General features: G+C 63.5%; 24 protein-coding genes. 14 read left to right on the top strand and 10 right to left on the bottom strand.

The features are described from left to right. Positions 1-96 precede the first annotated feature (96 nt). On the top strand, positions 97-390 hold the full coding sequence (locus H5V44_RS06400; RefSeq protein WP_185192283.1) for a hypothetical protein: 294 nt from the start codon (positions 97-99) through the stop codon (positions 388-390). Between the two features lie 15 nt (positions 391-405). Further along, positions 406-678 (top strand): type II toxin-antitoxin system RelE family toxin, encoded by a 273-nt coding sequence (locus H5V44_RS06395; protein WP_221625609.1) that lies wholly within the window; start codon positions 406-408, stop codon positions 676-678. Positions 679-1,254: 576 nt separating this feature from the next. Here the strand turns inward: H5V44_RS06395 and H5V44_RS06390 are convergent. The 3 genes from H5V44_RS06390 to H5V44_RS06380 form a co-directional block, all read right to left on the bottom strand. Next, positions 1,255-2,292: a hypothetical protein gene (locus tag H5V44_RS06390; RefSeq protein WP_185192282.1), complete on the bottom strand. Its 1,038-nt coding sequence runs from the start codon at positions 2,290-2,292 to the stop codon at positions 1,255-1,257. Further along, positions 2,289-2,894, bottom strand: coding sequence for a hypothetical protein (locus H5V44_RS06385; protein ID WP_185192281.1), 606 nt, complete (start codon positions 2,892-2,894; stop codon positions 2,289-2,291). The genes H5V44_RS06390 and H5V44_RS06385 overlap by 4 nt, the downstream gene beginning before the upstream one ends. 992 nt (positions 2,895-3,886) lie before the next feature. Further along, positions 3,887-4,660 carry a hypothetical protein gene (locus H5V44_RS06380; protein WP_185192280.1) on the bottom strand — a complete coding sequence of 258 codons (774 nt, stop codon included), beginning with the start codon at positions 4,658-4,660 and terminating at the stop codon, positions 3,887-3,889. A 459-nt stretch (positions 4,661-5,119) separates the two neighbouring features. Between H5V44_RS06380 and H5V44_RS06375 the strand changes: the two genes are divergently transcribed. From H5V44_RS06375 to H5V44_RS06360, 4 genes are all read left to right on the top strand, one after another. Further along, entirely contained in the window at positions 5,120-5,395 is a 276-nt protein-coding gene (locus H5V44_RS06375; protein ID WP_185192279.1) for a hypothetical protein, read from the top strand. A gap of 62 nt (positions 5,396-5,457) precedes the next feature. Next, positions 5,458-6,465 carry a tyrosine-type recombinase/integrase gene (locus H5V44_RS06370; protein ID WP_185192278.1) on the top strand — a complete coding sequence of 336 codons (1,008 nt, stop codon included), beginning with the start codon at positions 5,458-5,460 and terminating at the stop codon, positions 6,463-6,465. A 453-nt stretch (positions 6,466-6,918) separates the two neighbouring features. Beyond that, positions 6,919-7,482, top strand: coding sequence for a YdcF family protein (locus H5V44_RS06365; RefSeq protein ID WP_185192277.1), 564 nt, complete (start codon positions 6,919-6,921; stop codon positions 7,480-7,482). A 383-nt stretch (positions 7,483-7,865) separates the two neighbouring features. Beyond that, the gene (locus tag H5V44_RS06360) at positions 7,866-8,702 is read left to right on the top strand and encodes a hypothetical protein (RefSeq protein ID WP_185192276.1); all 837 of its coding nucleotides are present in this window, start codon (positions 7,866-7,868) and stop codon (positions 8,700-8,702) included. A 255-nt stretch (positions 8,703-8,957) separates the two neighbouring features. On the opposite strand, the gene H5V44_RS06355 is transcribed toward H5V44_RS06360, so the two are convergent. Further along, on the bottom strand, positions 8,958-9,758 hold the full coding sequence (locus H5V44_RS06355; protein ID WP_185192275.1) for an SDR family NAD(P)-dependent oxidoreductase: 801 nt from the start codon (positions 9,756-9,758) through the stop codon (positions 8,958-8,960). 126 nt (positions 9,759-9,884) lie between these two features. On the opposite strand from H5V44_RS06355, the gene H5V44_RS06350 reads away from it, so the two are divergent. Beyond that, entirely contained in the window at positions 9,885-11,291 is a 1,407-nt protein-coding gene (locus tag H5V44_RS06350) for a hypothetical protein (protein WP_185192274.1), read from the top strand. Between the two features lie 28 nt (positions 11,292-11,319). On the opposite strand, the gene H5V44_RS06345 is transcribed toward H5V44_RS06350, so the two are convergent. The 4 genes from H5V44_RS06345 to H5V44_RS06330 all read right to left on the bottom strand — a co-directional run bounded on the left by H5V44_RS06345 (position 11,320) and on the right by H5V44_RS06330 (position 15,150). After that, positions 11,320-11,856 (bottom strand): NUDIX hydrolase, encoded by a 537-nt coding sequence (locus H5V44_RS06345; protein WP_185192273.1) that lies wholly within the window; start codon positions 11,854-11,856, stop codon positions 11,320-11,322. 117 nt (positions 11,857-11,973) lie between these two features. Further along, on the bottom strand, positions 11,974-12,978 hold the full coding sequence (locus tag H5V44_RS06340; protein ID WP_185192272.1) for a proline racemase family protein: 1,005 nt from the start codon (positions 12,976-12,978) through the stop codon (positions 11,974-11,976). Positions 12,979-13,109: 131 nt separating this feature from the next. Further along, complete coding sequence (gene dapA, locus H5V44_RS06335) at positions 13,110-13,991, bottom strand: 4-hydroxy-tetrahydrodipicolinate synthase (protein WP_185192271.1); 882 nt, start codon at positions 13,989-13,991, stop codon at positions 13,110-13,112. A 43-nt stretch (positions 13,992-14,034) separates the two neighbouring features. Beyond that, on the bottom strand, positions 14,035-15,150 hold the full coding sequence (locus H5V44_RS06330) for an NAD(P)/FAD-dependent oxidoreductase (RefSeq protein WP_185192270.1): 1,116 nt from the start codon (positions 15,148-15,150) through the stop codon (positions 14,035-14,037). Between the two features lie 144 nt (positions 15,151-15,294). Here H5V44_RS06330 and H5V44_RS06325 point away from each other — a divergent pair, with 144 nt between their 5' ends. The 3 genes from H5V44_RS06325 to H5V44_RS06315 all read left to right on the top strand — a co-directional run bounded on the left by H5V44_RS06325 (position 15,295) and on the right by H5V44_RS06315 (position 17,733). Further along, positions 15,295-15,975 (top strand): DUF1405 domain-containing protein, encoded by a 681-nt coding sequence (locus H5V44_RS06325; protein WP_185192269.1) that lies wholly within the window; start codon positions 15,295-15,297, stop codon positions 15,973-15,975. A gap of 110 nt (positions 15,976-16,085) precedes the next feature. Then, complete coding sequence (locus H5V44_RS06320) at positions 16,086-16,958, top strand: YqjF family protein (RefSeq protein WP_185192268.1); 873 nt, start codon at positions 16,086-16,088, stop codon at positions 16,956-16,958. Between the two features lie 7 nt (positions 16,959-16,965). Then, positions 16,966-17,733, top strand: coding sequence for a hypothetical protein (locus tag H5V44_RS06315; RefSeq protein WP_185192267.1), 768 nt, complete (start codon positions 16,966-16,968; stop codon positions 17,731-17,733). A gap of 85 nt (positions 17,734-17,818) precedes the next feature. Here the strand turns inward: H5V44_RS06315 and H5V44_RS06310 are convergent, their stop codons facing one another. Further along, entirely contained in the window at positions 17,819-18,061 is a 243-nt protein-coding gene (locus H5V44_RS06310; protein ID WP_343067693.1) for a hypothetical protein, read from the bottom strand. 205 nt (positions 18,062-18,266) lie between these two features. Here H5V44_RS06310 and H5V44_RS06305 point away from each other — a divergent pair, with 205 nt between their 5' ends. The 4 genes from H5V44_RS06305 to H5V44_RS06290 all read left to right on the top strand — a co-directional run bounded on the left by H5V44_RS06305 (position 18,267) and on the right by H5V44_RS06290 (position 22,079). After that, a complete protein-coding gene (locus H5V44_RS06305) occupies positions 18,267-18,698 on the top strand; it encodes a DUF5791 family protein (protein ID WP_185192266.1) in 432 nt (143 codons plus the stop codon). Continuing rightward, positions 18,698-19,609: an SDR family oxidoreductase gene (locus H5V44_RS06300; RefSeq protein ID WP_185192265.1), complete on the top strand. Its 912-nt coding sequence runs from the start codon at positions 18,698-18,700 to the stop codon at positions 19,607-19,609. The genes H5V44_RS06305 and H5V44_RS06300 overlap by 1 nt, the downstream gene beginning before the upstream one ends. 140 nt (positions 19,610-19,749) lie before the next feature. Continuing rightward, positions 19,750-20,931, top strand: a complete 1,182-nt coding sequence (locus H5V44_RS06295) for a DHH family phosphoesterase (protein WP_185192264.1) — start codon at positions 19,750-19,752, stop codon at positions 20,929-20,931. 53 nt (positions 20,932-20,984) lie between these two features. Further along, positions 20,985-22,079 (top strand): aldo/keto reductase, encoded by a 1,095-nt coding sequence (locus tag H5V44_RS06290; protein ID WP_185192263.1) that lies wholly within the window; start codon positions 20,985-20,987, stop codon positions 22,077-22,079. Positions 22,080-22,169: 90 nt separating this feature from the next. Here H5V44_RS06290 and H5V44_RS06285 read toward each other — a convergent pair whose 3' ends face one another. After that, a complete protein-coding gene (locus tag H5V44_RS06285) occupies positions 22,170-22,340 on the bottom strand; it encodes an HVO_0758 family zinc finger protein (protein WP_185192262.1) in 171 nt (56 codons plus the stop codon). Positions 22,341-22,458: the final 118 nt, after the last annotated feature.

The raw sequence follows: 22,458 nt of genomic DNA, 5'->3' as shown, positions 1-22,458 counted from the left end.
TCGCTCCCGTGTGCGTGCTGATCACGGAGCAACCAATGAGGTCGTCATCCGAGACGGCTGTCTCCTGTGTTCAGAGGTGGCTTGATTATGGCTAATATGGACGAGAACGAGACGGCGTTGGTACAGTGTCACAATTGTGGCGATCTGATCGAGGCCCACGAAACCGCTTCAGGACGGATTACTCTCTCCTCCGCTGGAGGAGTTAGTGGGGGAGCCGGAGGGCTCGTGGCAGGCGCCACGAATGGGATTGCCGGCAGTATTGGGGCAATGGCGGCCACGGTACCGTTTGGTGTTGGGGGTCTGCTTATTGGAGGACTAGCCGGGTACATCATAGGCGACCACGTCGATGGCCGCCAGTGCCCCAATTGCGGTGAAAAACTCGATATTTAATTACCAACACCAGTTATGAACTACGAACTCATATTCACAGGCAGCGGCGAACAAGCGCTGAACCGGCTCGAAACAAGGGATCAGGAGCGAATAAAAGAAAAATTAACTCGTATCGCTACCTGCGACTATCGGCATCCGACTGACTGGGATTTCAAGCCGACATCCTGTCATTTTGAGGGGGAGGGGCGATTCGGCGCTGGCGACCTCCGAGTGTTTGTGGACATCGACGAAGAACGGGGTATAATACGTATTTATAATATTGGGCGCCGGGAGAACCTGTACACGTAGGTACCCCCCGGCGCCTTTTTTTAATCTAAGAACGACGAACGCGAGCGACTGTTGGACAAACTCGAGGCGGGGACTAAAGCCACCATCCAAACCGACGCGATCGACTTAGGATGACCGCGGCTGGGTCACAGAACGCCTCGACCGCAAGCGGCCATATACAACGGGACGAGTACCGTTACAACCCCGATTGTATACCGGACACCCTTGTGATACGGAATAACGACGTTTTGTCCCTCAGAGAACCACAGGAACCCGGTCGTCAACGATAGGGCACCGATGCCGTACGCTTTGACGAAATCTGCGTACGGTAAGCAAGCCGGTTGGATTGGCGACGCATCCAACAATCCGATGATCAGGACTGCGCCACCAGTAAAATAGCCTGCCAAGACTACGTGTCGGTAATTCTTTTCCGTGGGTTTATCGGCGTCACCAGCGACAGGAGGGAGATTAGGTTCACCAGGGAACCACGAACGAGACAACAGACGAGGACCGAGCCACTCAGTCCAGACATCAAACGACAGTGCGAGCCCAAAGACAGCTACCCCGACCCATACCAGAGGGCTCAGCATCAGTCCGTCAGTCCGACATCCCACCGAGCGTCTGCTGCTCGAAGATAGATGGACTGAACAGTTCCGTCACCGGGCCAAACTGATCCGCAGTATCCCGCAAGCGCTGGAAAGTGTTATCGTCACCAGCCCAGTACCGCTCCCCACCCTGATATACCGACTCAAGGACACCAACGTCTTCGAGCTGAACAAGATATCGGGACATCTTGAACAGCTTCTTTTGGCGTTCTCGGCCGCTGTATTCGGCCTTAATCCCGTCTCGGAGTTCTTGCTCTTTGATTATCGGGAGCTCGTCCAGTTCGAGCGCTCGCCGGTAGTAGAAGCCAGCGATGGCCAGATACGGCCCCAGCGTCCGCTTAATCATCTTGAACTCCCCAACGTTGTGCTCGAAGTATCGGCCAAGAGCGGCGTTCAGCTCGTCTTGATGAGTTTCCAGTTCGTGGCCTTCGAACTTGTCTTTCTCTTGGATCGTGTTGAGGATGTCACCACTCTGGAAGACATCATCGCCTCGCTTAAGCAGGTCAAGTTCGACGAGGCTATCGATGTACTTCATATACTTCTCCCCGTCCTCGTAGCTATCCATCATTTCTAGGTCATCAGTCGCTATTTTTCCGTTCAAGATGACCTCAGAGAGGATGTCCTGGAGCGGGGCATACTGGTTTTCGGGGAATGGCAAGTGAGAGAGGTTACTGCCTGACGCTCGGACGAGCGCCTTTTGAATCGCGGCATTTAGCTCCTCCTCGTATTTTTCAAGTTCCTTCTTCACTTGCCGCGACGTCGGGTAGTCAACGTTCTTACTTTGGGCGTCAACTGTGACTTCCCCAACCTCAATCGGATCTAGGAACCGCAGATCGACCGCGTTCTCTTTGTCTGCGTCGAGGATCAGCTTCGGCGATCGCAGGATAATCCGGAACGTGTATTCGAGGTCGCCCTCATCGAACTCGCCATCGTCCAACCGGAGGTACGTACCCAGCTCGAAGCGGATGGCTTCCATCGCCAAACGGCGGGCCTCGCTCGTGTCCACGCTCGTGTCTTCCTGGGTGCTCATAGTTCGTCCCTCCGGGTTGGTTCCAGTCCGTCCCGTAATTTCACTTCTATGGCTGTGTTATACTCTGGGTCCCACGCTTCATCTAAGTTGTCTATTTCCAGCGTTGTAGTTCCTTCTACGAGAGGGTCCTTAACCGTTATCTGATCATCGCCGACGCCACAAACAACCGCCGCGTGTAGCGGGCCTTTCCCTCGTTCACCTTGATCCAATAGCAATCGATCAATCCAAACAATAGACGGGAGCAGTTCGTCCAAACCTTCCTGTGTAAACTCGTCGATACTCTGAGGAAGCCCATTGTAGCGGTATGCCAGATTCAGATCGACGCTTCCGACCTCAGAGGCGATTTGAGTGAGTGGCTCCTGGCCAACGTTCTCCCAGCCGTTCTGCCCGACCTCGATATAGTGAGCAACCGTATCGAGTTTCAACGCGGATGTTTGCTCACGCACGTTTGTATCAGGATACTCGTTCGCCACGTACTGGATGGTCATCCAGAGTGCATAATAAATACATTCGGGGGCGTCCTGCGGCTGTCGATGGTCCGGCATATGGAGAAGATCATAGTTATGATCCTCCGGGTGTGCTACAAGAGGGTCGCCTACCATCGATACCCCCGCAGTTTCACGTACACGACTCGATCTACTACCAAATCGAAGAGTGAGCTACTTTAATCATTGTGCTACCCAGAATTTTCAATTCGAACGGTCTCCGTTATGATCGGCCTCCCCGGGATACCGCATATGTGAGCGCTGCGGCGAGGCCGGCGACCCTGTGCCGATTTGATGTCCATCTCAATATCGTCGTCCGTCGTACGGTGGGCGACAGCGTCAATCAGCACGGGGGCGATGGTGTTTTGAGTAGGTCCGCGATCAAGAAGAGGTCACAGATCACATCGCCCCCAGCCAGTTGTGACATACGTGGTTCTACGACGACTCAACAAGAGACGAAATTAGTCATCTCAGTATTCAAGCTACCCAGTAGAAACAGTTCAGACTATCAACCAAGCTGAATTATGCGGTATTAAGGAACTCGTCTGCCGGATATCCCGCACGAGAAACCACAGACCGTGCAGTACGTCGTAGACTACGGTTTCGTGGCCTTTGATGTGTTTCCTGGATTTGAGACTTGATTTCCTCGGCCACCATATCCACTTCCTCTATCGTCGCGCACTCGCCGACGCTCAGCAGTGTGTTTTCGTATCCCCTGATTGCCGGAGGGAAGCCTTGCCGGTCACCGATTACCTCGTCATTGGCCTCACCGATTTCATAGAGGTGTCCGTGGATACGTAGTTCGGTATCTCTCGGGAGCGCCATACCAACGTATCCCGGGAGAACGTCTTCAATTTCCGGTCTTAAAATTGGGCACCAACCACTCGCGGAGTTAGTCAACACGGGTATCGTGAGAGTGCTCCCACAGATAGACAAAGGGATGCTGAGGGTACCATAGATACTTCCCGTACCCGAACCGAAATCGCTCAGGACCCGAGTCAAAACCAGATAACGGAGGCAAACCTTCCAAATGTAAACTACTTCCGGCGGTACTGGTATTCTAATCGGAACTTCCGTGCTGAATTCGTAATCAGGGAACAGGCGAATGACTATTTGGAGCCTTCCGGATTTTTTTCATCAGACGTAGATTCAGTCATATCTGAATCTGAAACAATCTCAGCATCCCCACTTCGAACAAGTTCTTCATCCTCGTCATCCAGATCTTCAAGAAGTTCTTCAGTCCCAATGGGCCGCGGCATCACGGTGCGTTCTAAATCTCTCAGATCATCTTCATCTAATTGTCCAGTTCGGACTAGAACCCCGATTTCTACAGGTGTAAGTTGGTCAGCATCACCCTGCTCAAATTTTTTGATTACCTCGCTACGATCGGGTCGCTGCTCAACATCAATTGAGGTATTTATTTCAGCTATTTCTCCTGACCAACGACCAACCTTTTTGAAGTTTGCACCGATATAAATTCCTTCTTCAACTATGCTCTCTAACCTTTCCAAATCTCCGTCTAAACCGCGATAAAGAAATGAGATAATAAAAGAAGCTGGATCTGGGAGTTTATTCTCGGAATATAACTCGTTGAACGCTTTTTCTCGTTCCTCATCAGGTAAGTGCTCTGCAAGCAGAGCGAAGTCCAAAATTGCATTAACTGTACGCTTTCGGATGTCTTGCTTTCGATTCGCTTCCGATTGGGGATGCTCGTACTCTCTCTGACCTACTAGATACTCACGGTCAGCAGTTGAAAGAATGCCCCGGGGGCGCTCAGGCAGTTCTTTCACAAGAGTCATTGATCCTATCTCTGGGTTTCTGTTCATCAATTCACGGAATTCTTCCTGTAATCTCTCAGCGTCTGGGTGCATATTGTCAGTCATAGTTCGTCGGTTTCCGCCTAAAATATACATTCTTCTAGCCCGAAATAGTTTTACCGATATGATGAGTGCTGGTAATTGGACAGGAGATGACGAAGGCAACTGAGTCGCGGATTCCGTGCTCCCGCGCAACGCGCCAACTCGTGAAAGCTCAGAAGCGGGGCGGTGAATCGTATGATTCGCTACTCCAAAAGATGGCAGCGCAGTATGAACCAGACAATCGAGTCGAGAGCACGGAATAGAGACGATACTATGGAACAGAATTACTCCACGCCAGCAACCATCCCGGCCAAGGATACCGGTTGCCGGCGTGTGAAGCAATGGATCGGACCAGATGGATCAGATCCTGTACCGTACACTCATTCAGCGAGAGTAAAAACTGTTCCGGCACTTTCGTCGGATCTCGCCTACCAATCCATTCGGTCTGATCGGATTAGTCAACCAACTGGCTATTCGATCTGAATGCAAGACAAGACCAACAACGATGATGTCGGAATTGAGTATGAACTACCCACTAATCTTGATGAGTCTCAGGCAGACCTCTATTGGTCGGCTGTAGAGACTACGGAAGAGGTCCTCAATATAATCGCAGAGATCCAAGAGAATCGAAAAAACGAATCGGGAGAGGTTTGTAAACCGATTACTTCGACACAAATCAATACAATAAGGGAATTAAATAAGGAGTATCTTATGCCGGCTGTCTCAGTCCTTACAGCTCTAGAGAACGAAGAGAAATGACTGAGTCGGATATGCGGCGAAGTACCTTTGAGGGAGTGGCCAGACGGGACCAGCGGGGTCCTATGAGCGAGGAACTCGAATCCACGACGCCTGCCGAGGCCGTAGAGTGGTACCTCGACGAGCGAGAATCGGACCTCTCGGAGAAGTCACATCAGAACCAAGGATACCGTCTCAAACGATTCCTCGAATTCTGTAGCGAGCACGAGATCGAGGAGATGAATTCCTTGACTGGCAGAGATCTTCATCGTTACCGCACTTGGAGGAGTAAAGACATCCAGCCGGTTACTCTCCAAGGTGAGCTTCAAACATTCCGGGTATTCCTCGAGTTCTGTGCGTCTATCGAGGCAGTTGAGCCCGGATTGAGGGAGCGCGTCAAACTCCCAGAGATCGATCCGGAGCAGGAAGCTCGCGATGTGCTAATAGAGTCCGACCGAGCCGAAGAGATCATAGATCATCTTGAACGGTTCGCCTACGCGAGCCGAGACCACGTTATCATAGCTCTCCTCTGGCATACGGGTATCCGCCTCGGTAGCCTACGAACGTTCGATGTCGAGGATTTCGATCCGGATCAGCAGTGCCTTGATCTAAGACATCAACCAGAGTCTGATACTCCACTGAAAAACAAGCAGGCTGCGGAGCGTTCGATCGCGGTGGGCCCACACTACTGTGAGGTGATTCAGGACTATATCGATCACAATCGTCAGGAGTCGACTGACGATCACGGTCGACATCCGCTTATTACAAGCCAGTACGGACGGCTCAGCGATCCGTCGATTCGGGAGACCGTCTACCGTCTCACGCAGCCGTGCGAGATTGGTGAGTGTCCCCACGATAAGGATCCGGATACGTGCGAGTGGAGACAACACAGTCAGCGGGCTGGTTGCCCATCGTCTCACTCCCCGCACGACATTCGCCGGGGATCGATCACGCAACACTTGCGCACGGGCACACCGGAAGAGGTCGTTGGAGACCGATCGAACGTATCGAAGGAGATTCTCGACCAGCACTACGACGAGCGTACTGAGCGCGAAAAGATGCAGATTCGCCGTGACTTCATTGAGGGGATGTAGTCGGATGATTCACTCCACTCTGCGCGGAAACGGTGCGGCTTCTACCATAGCCTCGGCAGGCACTCGTATTGATAAAGCCCCGCCGAGTCCACTCCTTCACTCACTTCGTTCGCTCAATCGTGGACTCGTCGACGTGCCGCTCGCTCCGCTCACGGCACTCCCGCCGAGTCCACTCGTCTCGCTGCGCTCGACTCGTTCCCTCGGCGGTGTCACACTCGCTCCCGTCGGTCGCTCGCGTGACTCCCGCCGAGTCCACTCCGTTTTCCGCGTCGTGATCGCGATCACAGATCATAAGTGACGATGTTTGAGGGAAAGATTCGGCCGCGTATCCATCTCCCCGCCGCAGTCCGCCCGTGACGCCGTCACAAGGCGGAACGGCGGACGATGCTCGTGGTGATCCGCCCGAAGGACGCGTTCGAAACGATATTCAGACGGTATGACGAAGTGTTCGGTATGGTCGTCGTCGTACTGGGTAACCGACTCAGGTCGTCGGATATCCACGAACACCTCCGCGGACGGGTCAAGCTCGGGATCGACCTCCTTCGGGAGCTCGATACCGAAACCCTCGTCGTGACCGGTGGACAGACAAACCCGGACGTTGAGACCACAGAGAGCGCGGTGATGCGGGAATACGCGGTCGAACGCGGCGTCGACCCGAATAACATACTGACCGAACCGCGTGGGAAGGATACCATCGGCAACGCGTACTTTTCACGGCGGGCCATCGAGGGTCGTACCGACGAATCGACCGTCCGGGTGGCCACGTCCTGTTATCACGTCGCGCGAGCGGTCTATATCTTCGAGTGCTGTTTCGGCGACGGCTACGATGTCTCTGCGCCCGACTGTTACGATTCGAACGTGCCGACGGAAGAGTTAGACGAGGACGAAAGCATCTCGCTCAACCGACAGTTCTTCGCGCCCATCGAACCGGGCGACCTCGCAACGATCCGCGATCGGATGATCGAGACGCACGACCTCTACGACGCGTCGGACTTCGCTGACGAACTCGACGCGTAGCACGCTTTCGAGTCGGGAGGTTGCGTCGGCCGCCCCGACGGGGAAACCTTCCACGGGGGGACGTGTGTGATGCCGGGCCGGAAACGGTCGTCCGTGCCCGAGAGTTCCTCCCCGAGGCAGGGGATGATCCCGGGCCGCCTCGTCACCGACAGGCCACCACCGAGAAACGCGACGCCGGCGGAGTCGTGTCCGCGACGCTTCATACTGTTGGCTATAACTACGTGACGATTTTCGATACCCCGAGGGCCACCGTATACCTTTCCTATCATATCGCCGATGCGCCGATGTGGTGTCACAAGTGCGTCCGCCTACGCGGGACGACCGGATGCTGGGAGAGATACGGTAAAGTGAGGTGGCAACGAACGTGACACAACGCCACTGGAATGAAGATCCATCAGTACGTCGACGGTGCGGGGGAGACCTGCGAGGATCTCGCTAACGCGACGGATGGGGGCGCGTGGGTCCTCGATGGGTCGAGCGGGGCCGAACGGGCCGCCGTCACGGACGCACCCACCGATGGCCGGTGGTACGTCGAACGACTGAACGCGTACCTCGAGTCGTCGCTGTCGGCCGCGGGGTCCCTGCCCGAAGCCGTGCGCGAGGGACTCGGCGTCCTCCGGTCCGATTATCGGGCGTTCGAGCGGAGTCGGGAAACCGGGATCGTCCAGCACCCGCTTGCCGCCGCGGCACTCGTCCGGTTCGACGACGGCTACGTGGAGTACCTCCTCTCGGCGGACTGCAACCTCGCCATCGAGCGCCCGGACGGAACCGTCGAGACGGTGCCGGGCGACGGGCCACGCGCGCTCGACCAACGAGTCGTCGACGAGATTCAGCGTCGGAAGGCCGAAGACGGCCTCACGCACGCGGCGGCCAAGCGTGCGACGCGGGAACTGATCGTCGAAAACCGCCGGCAGTTGAACCGTCCGGGCGGCTACTGGGCGCTCTCCTTCGAGGAACGCGCCGTCGACCACGCCCGTGGGTCGACGCTGTCCACTGCCGACGTCGACGCGGTCGCCCTCTTCTCGGACGGCTTCGAGCGGTTGCTGGAGTGCTACGACGCAGTAGCCTACGGGACGCTGTTCGGGACCGTCCGGGAGGAGGGGGCAGAACCGCTCTTCGACGAACTCCGCCGCATCGAAAGCGAGGACGAGGGCTGCGAAACGTACCCCCGGATCAAGCCGCGTGACGACGCCGCCCTCCTGGTCGTGGACCTGACGTAGCAGCGACTCGGTCGACACCGGGCAGGCGGACGTGTTCGGCGGGGACGGATATCCGTGCGTCCTTAGGCCCCGCGTCGGGCTGCTGCCTGACGCTACCGACCGCCTGGAAGTAACCGTCGTCGGCCTCCCGGTCGACCGTCTCGTAGCAGGACGCACTCCAGTCATCATCAGTCGTACGCGCCGTTCGTCCAGGTGGATAAGATACCGGCACTTCGGGCGCGTTGTGAGGTCAGGGACCGCCCGCTGGCCACCCGCTCACAGCGACTCCCACCAGCGGCCCCCGGGGAGCGCATCGGTGGCGGTCAACCCGCCGTCGACGGGGAGGAAGACGCCCGAGACCCAGTCCGATCGCGACGACGACAGGAACAGCACCGCGTCGGCGACGTCCTCGGGGCGGCCGTAGCGGCCGCACGGATAGAGGTCGGCGATGCGGTCGAGCGTGCCGGGGTCCTCGGCTTCGCGTCGTTGCCACGTGTCCGAGTCGCCGATGACCGACCCCGGCGCGACGACGTTGAATCGGACGCCGTCGTCGGCGTAGTCTGCGGTGAGACACCGGGCGAGCGCGTGGAGACCCGCCTTCGAGACGGCGTAGGCGACCTCGCTGAATCCGCCGAGGAGCGCGTTGATACTGGAGACGAAGACGACGCGTCCCCCGTCGCCACGTCTGAGGTGCGGCAGTGCGGCCTTCGTCGTGAAAAACGCCGAGCGGAGGTTCGTGTCGACGTTGTAGTCGAAGGTCTCCTCGTCGACGTCGTCGAGGCGAACCCCGGACGCGCCCCCCGCGTTGTTCACGAGGACGTCGATACCGCCGAACTCGTCGGCGACAGCATCGACGGTCCGTTGGACCGCGTCCACGTCCGTGACGTCGCACTCGACGAAACTCGCGTCCCCTCCCGTATCCTCGATGTCGTCGACGACGGTTTCGGCGGCGTCGACATCCACGTCGAGAACGAGCACCTGCGCACCGGCCGCGGCGAGCGCCCCGGATACCGCGCGACCGATGTTCGCCCCGCCGCCGCCCGTCACCACTGCCGTCGGCGTCCCCGAAAGTTCCATACTCGCCCGTCAGTTCGTCCGAACTCGGTATATATCCGTTCATCCGGACACTCGTCGTAGCTGTTCTTTACTCCCATTAGGAATGTTACATAACTGTCTTACCGGCTGTGAGAGGATATCAGTGTGATGGACGTCGAGCAGCTCGAAGAGGACGACCGCCAGCAGAAGGAGACGGCGCGGAGTTTCGTCGAAGACCGGAGTGACCTCACGGACCTCGTGACCGAGGGGGGCCTCAAGGGCGTGTACGCGAGCATCTACGGGGACACGCGGTGGGGCGGGTACATCGCGGAGTCGTCGCCGACGTACTACCGGAAGGATGCCGCCTATGCGAGCGACTACGCCGCCAAGGATACCCAGCCGGTCATCGTGTTTCTGTTGCCGAGTATCTCGGACGAGGAGGGGTTCCGGGAGTACACCGGAATGGGGCGAGAGTACTTCCTCGAACAGGTGAACGAGCGAACGGTCATCCCGATCCGGGCAGGCGCCGACGTCTACCGGTCGAACGAGTTCTACGAAACGATGTTCGACCGCTGGGACGAGGTGGCCGACGGCGCTCACCCGCCGCTGTACGCGAACGCCCTGGAAGACGCCGTGGCGTTTCAGGGGAAGTTCTGGAAGTCGCGTGCCCACGACCTCGTCGCCGACGACAACTACCCCCGGATGCTCGGGGAGTCGGTGCGGCCGGACCCCGACCTCGACCCCCGACCTGCCACCAGATACCTCGCGGAGCGACTGGAGTACCTCGACGTCGCCGGGCGGGATATCGTCGTCGACGCCATCGAACTCCTCCTCGACGAGTACCAGGAGACGGGCGAGAAACCCTACCTCGAGACCGCTGCAACGGTGGCGTTCTACGCCCACGAAATCTTCACCGCGCCGATCTTCTACACGATGGGGTCGACGGTGACGTTCTCCCGGGCCGACTACGTCGAGAGTGTCGAGTTCATCAACCGCGTGTACGAGGAACGGGAGAACACCCCCCGTGTCGTCCGCGCGCTCGCGCGGCTGAGCATCCCCGTCTCGAAGATGCTCCTCAAACGACAGCAGGACGCACGGACGCTTCTGCCGTCCCCGGAGGAGCCACTGTCGCGCGAGGAGTTTCACGATCTACGACACCGGGAACGCCTCGCCGACGAACTCGAAACGGCGACCGAGTACGAACGACAGTTCGAGGAATCACTGACTGCGGCGCAACTCGACGGCGACATCGCGGATCTCGGCGACGACTTCACGGAACTCCGCGAGATTCGACAGAACGCCCTGAAAACGAAACTTGAGGAGATGACGGCGATCAACGACTGGATCGAGACGCCGGTGAACTTCTGTGCGAAGGTCACGGCCGCGCTTCCCACGACACCGATTACGGGAGTTTCAGACCTGGTGACGTCCAACGAGACGTGGGAATTCGTCGACGCGGTGAACGAACTGATTCGAACGGGACGTATGAAGGAACTCTACGAGGGAGCGGAGACGGTGCAACTACAGGGGCAGGTCTGGGAGAAGGGGTCGGACTCGGTTCCGTGGACGTTCTGACCCGAAGTGCCCGCTGACCGCCGCGGGCTCAGAAGTCGAGATATCCTTGCTTGTGGGCCGCGAGCAACGGAACGACGTTCCACTCCCCCGCGGGATCGTCCATCGCGACGTCGAGGGCGTCGTCGACGGGGACGCGTACTACCTCCCGGATCTCGGCCTCAGCCGGCGTCGTGTCTGCGGATTCGATCCCGCCAAGCCAGAAGAAGTGGCGTTTCGCCCGCGACCACGCCGTGAAGTAGTACGACCCGAGTGGTTCGGCCGTGTCGGCCCGGTAGCCGGTTTCTTCACGAAACTCACGGCGGGCCGCATCGGCGAGGGTCTCACCCTTCTCGACGCCACCACCGGGGAGTTCGAGCATCGTCTCGTCCAACCGCGGCCGGTAGATGCGAACGAACAGGACGGCGCCGTCGACGGTGCCGAGGCCGACGACACCGCCGTCGAAGGCGACCCGGTAGTAGTCGCTTTGCTCCCCGTCCGGGCGGCGGATCGTCTCGTTGTGAATCGAAAAATACGGATTCCGATACTCCGTCCGCGAGTCGAGCGATCGCCACTCGTTCGGGGGCATATCCACCCATCGAGAGGGGGGAAGAAAGGTCGTACGGCGTGACGTGGACGCCCGATTCGCTTCCTGCCTTGTTCGCTCGAACCGTCAAACTGCGTCGTTCAGCGGTCGGACCTCCCATCACGTCGAGATGTCGAAACTGGGGATGGGATCGTCGGGATCCAACAGGAACGTGTGCTTGGCAACGAGGTAGGCGGAGCCGCTGATTTCGGCGTCGGTGACGGTGTATCCGTCGCGTCGATCCGCGTCGCGAAGCCGACCCTCGAAACGCGTGCCGATGACGCTCTCGTGGCAGTACGGCTCGCCGACGGCCAACTCGCCGTTCGAGTGCAGCAGCGTCATCTTCGCGCAGGTGCCGGTCCCGCACGGCGACCGGTCGACCGCGCCCGCGGAGAACACGACGATGTTGCGGTCGGCCTCCGTGCCCGGTTCGTGGAACGCCGTGTGGTCGACCACAAGCCGCTCGCCGGAGACGGGATCGACGAGGTCCCGCGCCCCGTTCACCCGTTCGCGGATCTCGACGCCGTAGTCGACGAACGCGTCGGTGTTGTCGGGGTCGATGCGACGGTCGAACGCCGCGGCCGGGACCATCGCGAAGACGTTCCCGGCGTAAACGACATCGATCGGAACGTCCACCGACTCGCCGTCGACGTCCATCGGGAGCGTCAGCGAGTCGAGGACGTAGGAGGTGACGTTCTCGACGGTCACGCGTTCGACCCGCCCGTCCGTCGCGATTTCGGGATCGGCCGTTACCAACCCCGCGGGCGTCTCGATCGTGACCGCACCGTCGGGGTCCAGATAGCCCGTCTCCACGAGCGCGGTCACGACGCCCATCGTCCCGTGGCCGCACATATCCTTGTAACCGCCGTTGTCCACGAAGAAGACGCCCAGGTCGGCCGCGTCGGCCGCCGGCGGTACGGTGATCGCCCCGTACATGTCGTCGTGGCCGCGCGGCTCCTTCATCAGCAGCCGGCGCAGGTGGTCGGCCTCCTCGCGGAACCGGTCGCGCTGTGCCTCGACGCTGTCGCCGGCGAAGCGCTCCATGTTCAGGCCGCCGGTGACGATCCGGGTCGGTTCCCCGCCCGTGTGCGTGTCAACCGCCTCGATCAGCACTTCGGTTTGCACACTCCGATCCATCGGGGAACGGCGTAATGAAGCTTTGACTCGCGGCGGGGTGGTACCGGCGAGAGGTCCGGAACGGAAGCCGGGGCGGCTCGGAAACGGGAGACCCGTGTCAGTTCACGATGCGGCGGATCTCACTCGTACCCGAACGCCTCGACCGCCGCGACGACCTGCTCGGTCTGCTCGTCGTCGAGTGGGTACTGTGGCGCGCGGACGTTCGCGGGGGCGTGGCCGAGGTGCTCCAGGGCGGCCTTGACGGTTATCTGGGGGTTCTTCACGAGGAGGGCGTCCTCGAGGGCGAGGATCTCGTCGTGGACCGTCGCGGCCGTCTCGCGGTCACCCGCCGTGGCCGCCGCGACGAGATCCGCCACAGCCCCCGGGACGAGGTTCCCGCAGATGCCGATGAGCCCCGTCGCGCCGGCGTTGATCGCCGGCCACGCCAGGGAGTCCCACCCCGAGAGGACATCGAAGTCGACGTCCCTGGTGCGGCGAATCAGTTCGTGGATCTGCCGCAGGTCGCCCAGCGAGTCCTTGATACCGACGATGTTGGGGTGGTCGGCCAGTTCGACGACCACGTCGGGCTCCGTGTTGAACCCGATCGCCGCGGGGAAGTTGTACAGCACGATCGGGATGTCGACGGCGTCCGCAACCTCCTCGTAGTGGCGGACGATGTCGTCGTCGCTCGGTGCGCTGTAGTACGGCGCGTGGACCAGGGCGGCGTCGGCGCCGACTTCGGCGGCGTGGGATGTCAACTCGATGACCTCCCAGGTCGACGGCGAACCCGTCCCGGCGATGACCGGCGTCGACGCCTCCTCGACCGCGAACTCGATGACGTCGCGGTGTTCCTGGGGGCGTAACGTGGACCGCTCGCCCGTCGATCCACACGGGGTGATCCCGGAGACGCCGTTGCGCTCTAAGCGCTCGATGTTGTCGGCAAACGACTCGTAGTCGACCTCGCCGTCGTCGTCGAACGGCGTTACGATCGGCGGAAACACGCCTTCTGTAACCTCGGTCATACTCGTTGACCCCCACTCCCGACAGGGTAATAATTTGTCGTGGTTACTCCGCGACGGCCTCGAAGCGGTCCAGCGCGAGCGACTCCAGCGGTTCGGGCTTCCGGCCGCTTGTGAGCCACTCCGCGGTGAATTCGCCGACGGCGGGCGCGACTGTCACCCCGTACCCGCTCATCCCGCAAGCGAGGATGTAGCCGTCCACGTCGGTCTCGTCGACGATACAGCGGCCGTCCGGCGTGACCGTGCGGAGGCCGTTCCACTCGTTGATCACGTCGAACTCCAGCAGCCGCTCTAAGTACGCCCCGGCGGTGCTGGCGACCAGATCGTACATCGAATCGCCGATCGACAGGGCGTAGTCAGGGTCGACCGTCTCCGACTCCCCGTAGTCGGTCGCGAGCTTTCCGGCGAACACCTGCGAGCGACCCTCCCCGCGGAAGTACACGCCCTCCTCGAAGAAGACGAAGGGGAGCGAGACGGGATCGTCACCCTTGAGCACGAGTATGGGGCCCTCGGTGTGTCGGAGCGGGGCGTCGACGCCGAGCAAGTCGTTCACTGTGGGCGCCCACGGCCCGGCCGCGTTGACGACGACGTCCGCCGCGTGGAACCCGCCGGCCGTCTCGACGCCGGTCACGGCCCCCTCGGCGGTGGCGACGCCGGTCACTTCGACGTTGGTTTCGATCTCGACACCCGCCCGGCGAGCGGTGCCGGCGAAGAACTGGACGATCCCGCCGGGGTCCAAGACGCCGTCGTCGGGGAACCACAGCCCGCCGCGGAGGCCGTCGGGGTCGATCCCGTGGTCGGCGATCTCGTCGGGCGAGAGGATCTCCAGATCCAGGCCGAACGACGCGAAGGACTGCTGTAGCTCCCGGATCGCCGCGTACTCGGCGTCGCTGCGCGCCAGGTGGAGCGTCCCGATGCGGTCGAACGAAAGCGTCCCGTCGTCGATCTTCTCGTCGTACCACTCCCAGGCGTGCTCGCGGAACTCGTAGGCGTCCCGATCCGGCGCCTCCTGGTGATGTGTGAGCATCGCGGCGGACTTCGCCGTCGTTCCGGCGCCGAGTTCCCCCTTCTCGAAGAGGGTGACGTCGCAGTCGGCGTCCCGGAGGTGGTACGCGATGCTGGTTCCGACGATCCCGCCACCGATGATAGCGACGCTCCGCATAGCGATCGGTAACGTGCCAGTGTGGGAAAGGGATTACGTCGGCTCCGGGCCGCGAGCGCTCTCGGTGATCCGTCCGACGCTCACACGGAGTCGCCCCGCCCCAACCGGAACCCTTGTGTCGCTGCTCCGGCTGACCTGCGCACGATGGCGTCGATCCCCGCCACGGACGACCTGCCGGCGTACCTCGCGCCGCTGCCGACCCGGCTCGAGACGACCGCGCTCCGCTTGGCCTGGCTGATCGTCCTCGTCAACGTCGCGGGCACCGTCTTCGGCTTCTGGTACTACCGGTTCCAGCTTGGGAACACCGCCTTGGTGATGTGGCCGGTCGTGCCCGACAGCCCGACGGCGACGATGCTGATGATCGCGAGTCTGGTGTCGTGGAAGGTGGGGAAGAACCGCAACTGGCTCCACGCGCTCGCGTTCGTCGGTAACCTGAAATACGGCCTCTGGGTCGTCGTGGTCCAGTTCACGATCAACGACGTGCTCACGAGCGGCGACCCTTACTACTGGTTTCTGGTCGTCGGACACCTCGGGATGGCGCTCCAGGCGCTCGTGATCCACCGGTACGCGGAGTTCACGGTCCCGGGCGTCGGGGTCGCGGTCGCCTGGTTCGGCTTCAACGACATCGTCGACTACTTCTTCCCGATCGTCGGCGACTACCACCACACCTACTTCGGCCCCCATCTCGTCAGCGTCGGCAACCACGACGTGGTCGCACACGACATCGCCGCGACCGCGGCCGTCTGTCTGACGACCCTCGCGACGTTCCTCGCGCTGTCGATCCGGGTCCGGCAGCTGGAGAACCGGGATCGGTCGAACGGGTAGCCGCGCTACCCACACAGATCGACGGACGGTCCCGACTCTCCGGCGCCGGCTCGGGGTCGGTGCGACAGCGCGACGGGTGTTAAGTGGGACCGCTCCCTACCTGACGGCCGATGCCGCCGCGTTTCACCGTGGTCGGATCGGACGTGCTGTTCGCGCACTGGCCACTCGATCCCGAAGCGGTCGACGCCCTGCTGCCGGCAGACCTCGCGGTCGACACCTTCGAGGGGTCGGCGTGGGTGAGCGCCCTGGCGCTTGATACTGTTGGCTATAACTACCTGAAGATTTTCGACACCCCGGGGTGTCGAAATCCGTCACGGGACTATAGCCGACAGTATGAGAACCGGTCGGCCGCGCCGGGGTCGCTCCGCCTGCGCGCGGCACTGGAGCGTGGGGTCCCGCAGTTGAACTTCCGGACCTACGTCACCCGCGACGGCGACGACGGCGTCTATTTCCTGTCGCTCGATACCGGCCACCGGGCCGCCGCGGCGGCGGGACGCGGCGTCTTCGGGCTGCCGTTCCACCACGCCCGGATGCGGCTGACCCGTCGCGACGGCCGGATCACCTTCCGAAGCCGCCGCGAGGGGGAGGGATCGGCGGCCGTCTTCCAGGCCAGATACCGCCCCGAGGGCGAGCGGTACCGCGCCGAGCCCGGCAGTCTCGCGGGGTTCTGTATCGAACGCTACCGGTACTTCCTCCCGGCGGCGGAGGCCGGCGGCGCGGCGGCCCTGCGGACGGCCGGCGCCGACCGAGCCGGGACGATCGTCGGTCGGATCGACCGCGACCCCTGGAAGCTTCGGCCCGTGGACGCGACGGTCCGCGGGAACACCCTCTTCGAGGCCGCCGGGCTCCCCGCGCCGGATGGGAAGCCGGTCGTCCATTACAGTCCGGGGTTCGAGATGGGGGTGCTCGGTGAGGAGGTTCGGTCGGCGGCCGATCGCCGCGGGGACCGCGGCACGACACCCTTGAGTGTGGACGGCCCGTAACCGGCGTATGAACACGCAGGACGCCGGACACCGCGAGGCGGCCGTCGTGGCGCTCGCCGACGGCGAGTACGTCACCGCGGGCAACGAGTACACCAGAGCCGGGTGGCGGGTGCTGGCCGACCCCCGTCCGGGGATCGAGACCTTCGACATCGGCGACCACGGGTGGGTCGGGACGGGCCTCGCCCACCAGGTGACCGCCGCGGTCTCCTACCGGGTCGCCGGCCACGACGCGCGAGCGACCCGCCGGGGCGTTGCGGGCGTCGCCGACGCCGAGGAGCTGGCAGCCGTCGCCGACCACCCGGTACAGCGGGCGTGCTTCCTGGAGTTCGTCGGCGACTTCCGCGCGGCGGGCGGGCTCGACGGCGTCGCGGCGGCGTACGAGGCCGCCGCCGACGCCTACCGCAACGCCGGCCCCGAGATCGACGACCCGCGTGAGTGGGCGACGACGCCGCTGTTTCAGGCCGCCGCCGCCCCGCTGAAACAGGTCGCACGCGGCCCCGCGAACGGCGAGATCGCGGTCGAGTGGGGTGACCTCCACGGCTCGGACCCCGCCGATCCGGGGGCGTTCCTCGCGGCGCGGGCGTCGTACAAGCGCCGGCGGTTCCGGTCGCTGGTCGAGCGGGTCGCCGACGAGGGCCACCTCGCGGCGCCGCGGGGGACGACCGAGTACGACACCGATCACCACCGATGTCCGGCCTGCGGGTCGACCGACGTGAACTGGATCGAAAGCCACGTGCTGTGTCTCCGGTGTTCGGCGCCGACGGCGGAGCAGTAGCGACGCGCCGTACGTACACCGCACGAGCCGACGGCTGCGAAGAGATAACAGAGGGACGCGCGGCCCGCGCCGCGGTCGCAGCCGATCAGCCGTCCGTCTCGTCGAACCGGCTCGCGATGTCGTCCAGCTTGAGGTACGACGCGAGGCCAAGGATCGTCGCGGGCCACAGCCCGATGAACTGCCCGCGCTGTTTCTCCCCGCGAACGTAGTAGTAGTACAGCGCAAGCAGAACCGAGCCGGCGGCCGCCAGCCCCGCCGGCCCGAGGTCGTTCGGTTCGAGTTCGTCCGTCAGTTCCTCCGGTGTCGTGTCGTCGGGTTCGTCGCTCACACCGTCGTCTCGGGTTCGACGGTCATACGTGTTACCGTCGATCGGGAGGTCGGCCGACGGCGGGCGGGCGACCGAGGTCGAGGACGCCCGGAAGCCGATCCCAGCGCGGGCGGTCCCGGGGTGGAGGGCTGGCGGATCAGGGGTGGCCACCAGACCCCCGGAGTCGACCGAACGTGTAATGACCGTCGGCGGCCATCCGTGAACTATGCTCTACGACGCGGCGGACGATCCCGGCGACCTCACGCCGGACGCGTTGCGCGAAGCCTACGAAACACAGCTCAGAAGCGTCGTCGACGCGGTCGGCGCGGAGACGGCGGCCGCCGAATCCGGGGTCGACCCCGATCGGGTCCGGGCGCTCGCCGAGGGGCCGGTGCCAGACCTCTCGGTCGAGGACGCCGCAGCCGTCCTCGCGCTCGACGACGACCGTCCGGACGCCGAGTCGATCGTCTTGGAACTCCGCGATCACCTCCTGATGGCGATGACCACCGGCGTCGTCGACGTCGACACCCTCGCGGCCAGCGTCGATCTCGACCTCTCGGGCCAGGAGGTCCAGCAGGCGCTGGAAGGGCGGACGGGGATGACGCTCGCACAGCTCGCCGCGATTCACCGCTTTCTCGCGGCGCGAAACGACGGCTGATGGCCCGGACCGTCATCGTCGGCTGCGGCTACGTCGGCCTCGAACTCGGCCGGCGACTCCGCGATGCCGGCCACGACGTGGTGGGCGTCCGTCGCTCCGACGCCGGTCTCGACGCGGTCGAGGCCGCCGGGCTTGAGGCGTGCCGCGCCGACGCCACCGACCCCGACTCCCTGGCGGAGCTCCCCGACGCCGAGTGGGTCGTGTTCGCCGCCAGTTCCGGCGGTCGCGGGGCCGATGCCGCCCGCGAGGTCTACGTCGAGGGGCTCCGGAACGTCGTCGCGGCGTACGCCGACCGGGCGTCGCCGCCGGAACGCCTCGTCTACACCTCCTCGACGGGCGTCTACGGCGACCACGATGGCGCCGTCGTCGACGAGGGAACGCCGCTCGATCCGCGGACGGAGAAGACCCGCGTGCTCGCGACGGCCGAACGGGTCGCGACCGAGGAGGCCGCCGACGCCGGGATCGACGGCACGGTCGCCCGCTTTGCGGGACTGTACGGCCCCGGCCGCTACCGGCTGGACCGGTACTTGGAGGGCCCGGTCACCGAGGGCTACCTGAACATGGTCCACCGCGACGACGCGGCTGGGGCAGTGGCGTTCCTGCTCGACGCCGACCACGCCCGCGGCGAGGTCGTGCTCGTCGTCGACGACGAACCCGTCGACAAGTGGGCGTTCGCCGATTGGCTGGCCGCCGAATGCGGCGTCGACGCCCCGCCGAAACGGACCACCGAGGAGCGGCTGGCCGATCCGGAGCTGTCGGCGGCGGCACGCCGCCGGATCGAGACGAGCAAACGGTGCTCGAACGCCCGGCTGCGGGATCTGGGGTACGAGTTCGCGTACCCGACCTACCGGGAGGGCTACCGGACGGCAATCGAGGCGTACCGCTCGGGAACGGACGCGGACGGCGCATAGTTCGTTCCGTATTCCGGTCCGGTAAATAAAGACCGAACGCCGGCTTCGTATCCTATAACCGGTTCAGAGGGAGTTATCGAGCGAGTGAGACCGTGTGAAAGGAGGGAATATTCATAGGGGAGCACCCTGAGGGGGGACGTATGGGCGTGGCGCTTCCCGAGTTCGGGTCGGGCGTACTCAACCGGCTGCTCTCGATGGCCCTCGCGAACCCGGAGGTCGCAGCCGCGGTGCTCGTGGGGCTCGTGGCTCTCGTGGTCGGGCTGTACGCCATCCGTCGGTTCACCCGCCCGCGGGGCACGCGGTTTCTGGAGGCGCTGTCGGGACTCGACGAGGTGACGGTCCTCCTCCATCCCAACCCCGACCCCGACGCGATGGCGACCGGGATGGGGGTCGCGAGCCTCGCCGAGCAGGTCGATACCGAGGCGCAGCTCCAGTACCCCGGGCAGATCCGCCACCAGGAGAACCGGGCGTTCCGGACCGTCCTGGATGTCGACGTCGAGCCGATCGAACACGTCAGCGATGTGACAGCAGAGCACGTAGTGCTGGTGGACCACAACGAGCCGCGGGGCTTTGCGGGCGCCGACAGCGTGCTCCCGTTTGCGGTCGTCGACCACCACCCCGGCGAGGGGTCGGGGGAGGCGTTCACCGACGTCCGCACCGACTACGGCGCGGCGTCGAGCATCGTCGGCGAGTACTTCGACGACGTCGGCGCCGAGCCGGTCCCGCCGGCCAAACACGAAAGCGAGGTCGGCAGCGACTACACCGTCCCCTCGACGGTGGCGACCGGGCTGCTCTACGGGATCCTGACCGACACCAACCGACTGACGAGCGGCTGTTCCGCCGCGGACTTCGCCGCCGCGGGCTACGTCTATCCGGGCATCGACGAGGATCGGCTCGACCGGATCGCAAACCCCGAGGTGTCGACCGAGGTGCTGGAGCTGAAGGCCCGCGCGATCGCCGGCCGGGAGGTCCGCGGCCCCTTCGCCGTGAGCGACGTCGGCCGGCTCTCGAACGTCGACGCCATCCCGCAAGCCGCGGACGAACTCGTCCAACTCGAGGGCGTCACCGCGGTCGTCGTCCTCGGGGAGTGCGACGGAACCATCCACCTGTCGGGACGGTCCCGCGACGACCGCGTCCACATGGGCGACACCCTGGACTCGGCGGTGTCAGTGCTCCGGGAGGCGTCGGCAGGCGGCCACGCCCGGATGGGTGGCGGCCGACTGTCGCTGCGGGACGGCGCGATCAAAACCGTCGCGAGGGAGACGGTCCCCCGGGACGGTCTCCGGGAACGGCTCTTCGATGCGATGGCCGGCGAGATCTGACTGGCGCGACCCACGGCCGGGGGCTTTTGTGCGCCGGCCGCCGAGGGTCGGGTATGGCGACGCGTGGCGGGACCTGGGGCTACCGCGACCGCTTCGGCGACGCGTTCGCGCGGACCTACTTCCGGCGGTTCGGGCCCGGGGTGGTTTCGAGCGTTGGCCTCGGAACCTACCTCGGCGACCCGACAGACGAGTGTGACCGCCGCTACCGGGAGTCGATCGTCGAGGCGCTCGAAAGCGGGATCAACCTCGTCGACACCGCGATCAACTACCGGTATCAGCGGAGCGAGCGGGTGGTCGGCGAGGCGCTCGACCGCGCCGACGTCGACCGCCGGGACGTCGTCGTCGCCACGAAGGGCGGGTTCGTCCCGTTCGAGGAGTCGCGGCCGGCGGACCCGAGCGCGTACGTCCGCTCGGAGTTCCTCGACACCGGGCTCGTCGACGCCGCGGACCTCGCCGCCGGGAGCCACGCGATGACGCCGGAGTTTCTGGACGCGATGCTCGACCGGTCGCTTTCGAACCTCGGCCTCGATACGGTGGACTGCTACTACGTCCACAACCCCGAGACGCAGCTCCGGACCGGAGGGCGTGCGGCGGTCTACGACCGACTGGAAGCCGCCTTCGAGGGCTTAGAGCGCCGGCGGGCCGCGGGCGACATCGGGGGGTACGGCGTCGCCACCTGGGAGGCGTTCCGCGTCCCCCGCGACCACGAGGCGTACCTCTCGCTGCCCGAGGTCGTCAGCCGCGCGCGGGCCGCAGCCGACTCGGTCGGCGCCGACGACCACGGGCTGATCGCGGTGCAACTGCCGTTCAACGTCACGATGGCGGACGCGGTGACCGTCGAAGCGCACCGCCACCCCACGGACGAGCGGGACGCGAGTGCGCTCGAATACGCCCAGGCTGTTGGCCTCGACGTCGTCGCGAGCGCGACGCTCGCGCAGGGATCGCTCGCGGCGTCGATCCCGCCGGCGGTCGACGCGGAGTTGCGCGGCGACACCCCCGCACAGAGGGCGATCAACTTCGCCCGGAGCGCCCCCGGGGTGACGGTCGCCCTGGTCGGGACGAGTTCGCCGGCGCACGTCCCCGAAAACGTCGCCGCGGGGACGTTCGAGCCGCTCGGGGCGCGGGCGTTCGACGCCGTCTTCGAGTGAGCGGCACAATCGTACCCGCCGATACCGTCGGGGAGAAGTAGTCGATCGCAACGTCCACCGCTGCCGGATCGCGGTCGCCGGCTCCGTCGGCTACCGGAGTTCCTTCCACTCGGTGCCGCACTCCGGACACTGCCTGACGCTGAACACCTCGTCGGGGTCGTTTCTCGTCTGCAGCGACTCGCCACACTCGGCGCAGTTCAGCCGTTCGTAGGTGTCCTTCTCCAGTTCACCCTCCCGGAGCCCCTTCCGTGTGGTCTTCATACCCCCACCGTCGGGACCGGAGGACAAAAAGCCCGGCACCGGGCGGGGACGGATCGCAACTGTTGAACGGTCCCGCGGCGAAGCCCGGCCGTGTCCCGGGGGCGTCTGTTCGGAACGC

Source organism: Halobellus ruber (assembly GCF_014212355.1).
Taxonomy (GTDB): Archaea; Halobacteriota; Halobacteria; order Halobacteriales; family Haloferacaceae; genus Haloquadratum; species Haloquadratum rubrum.
This window is presented reverse-complemented; position numbering and strand designations above follow the sequence as displayed.

Bases quoted from the DNA above. Each gene is read 5' to 3' on its own strand.
- H5V44_RS06400 (WP_185192283.1), top strand. From the start codon at position 97: ATGGACGAGAACGAGACGGCGTTGGTACAGTGTCACAATTGTGGCGAT.
- H5V44_RS06395 (WP_221625609.1), top strand. From the start codon at position 406: ATGAACTACGAACTCATATTCACAGGCAGCGGCGAACAAGCGCTGAAC.
- H5V44_RS06390 (WP_185192282.1), bottom strand. From the start codon at position 2,292: ATGAGCACCCAGGAAGACACGAGCGTGGACACGAGCGAGGCCCGCCGT.
- H5V44_RS06385 (WP_185192281.1), bottom strand. From the start codon at position 2,894: ATGGTAGGCGACCCTCTTGTAGCACACCCGGAGGATCATAACTATGAT.
- H5V44_RS06380 (WP_185192280.1), bottom strand. From the start codon at position 4,660: ATGACTGACAATATGCACCCAGACGCTGAGAGATTACAGGAAGAATTC.
- H5V44_RS06375 (WP_185192279.1), top strand. From the start codon at position 5,120: ATGCAAGACAAGACCAACAACGATGATGTCGGAATTGAGTATGAACTA.
- H5V44_RS06370 (WP_185192278.1), top strand. From the start codon at position 5,458: ATGAGCGAGGAACTCGAATCCACGACGCCTGCCGAGGCCGTAGAGTGG.
- H5V44_RS06365 (WP_185192277.1), top strand. From the start codon at position 6,919: ATGGTCGTCGTCGTACTGGGTAACCGACTCAGGTCGTCGGATATCCAC.
- H5V44_RS06360 (WP_185192276.1), top strand. From the start codon at position 7,866: ATGAAGATCCATCAGTACGTCGACGGTGCGGGGGAGACCTGCGAGGAT.
- H5V44_RS06355 (WP_185192275.1), bottom strand. From the start codon at position 9,758: ATGGAACTTTCGGGGACGCCGACGGCAGTGGTGACGGGCGGCGGCGGG.
- H5V44_RS06350 (WP_185192274.1), top strand. From the start codon at position 9,885: ATGGACGTCGAGCAGCTCGAAGAGGACGACCGCCAGCAGAAGGAGACG.
- H5V44_RS06345 (WP_185192273.1), bottom strand. From the start codon at position 11,856: ATGCCCCCGAACGAGTGGCGATCGCTCGACTCGCGGACGGAGTATCGG.
- dapA (WP_185192271.1), bottom strand. From the start codon at position 13,991: ATGACCGAGGTTACAGAAGGCGTGTTTCCGCCGATCGTAACGCCGTTC.
- H5V44_RS06330 (WP_185192270.1), bottom strand. From the start codon at position 15,150: ATGCGGAGCGTCGCTATCATCGGTGGCGGGATCGTCGGAACCAGCATC.
- H5V44_RS06325 (WP_185192269.1), top strand. From the start codon at position 15,295: ATGGCGTCGATCCCCGCCACGGACGACCTGCCGGCGTACCTCGCGCCG.
- H5V44_RS06320 (WP_185192268.1), top strand. From the start codon at position 16,086: ATGCCGCCGCGTTTCACCGTGGTCGGATCGGACGTGCTGTTCGCGCAC.
- H5V44_RS06315 (WP_185192267.1), top strand. From the start codon at position 16,966: ATGAACACGCAGGACGCCGGACACCGCGAGGCGGCCGTCGTGGCGCTC.
- H5V44_RS06305 (WP_185192266.1), top strand. From the start codon at position 18,267: ATGCTCTACGACGCGGCGGACGATCCCGGCGACCTCACGCCGGACGCG.
- H5V44_RS06300 (WP_185192265.1), top strand. From the start codon at position 18,698: ATGGCCCGGACCGTCATCGTCGGCTGCGGCTACGTCGGCCTCGAACTC.
- H5V44_RS06295 (WP_185192264.1), top strand. From the start codon at position 19,750: ATGGGCGTGGCGCTTCCCGAGTTCGGGTCGGGCGTACTCAACCGGCTG.
- H5V44_RS06290 (WP_185192263.1), top strand. From the start codon at position 20,985: ATGGCGACGCGTGGCGGGACCTGGGGCTACCGCGACCGCTTCGGCGAC.
- H5V44_RS06285 (WP_185192262.1), bottom strand. From the start codon at position 22,340: ATGAAGACCACACGGAAGGGGCTCCGGGAGGGTGAACTGGAGAAGGAC.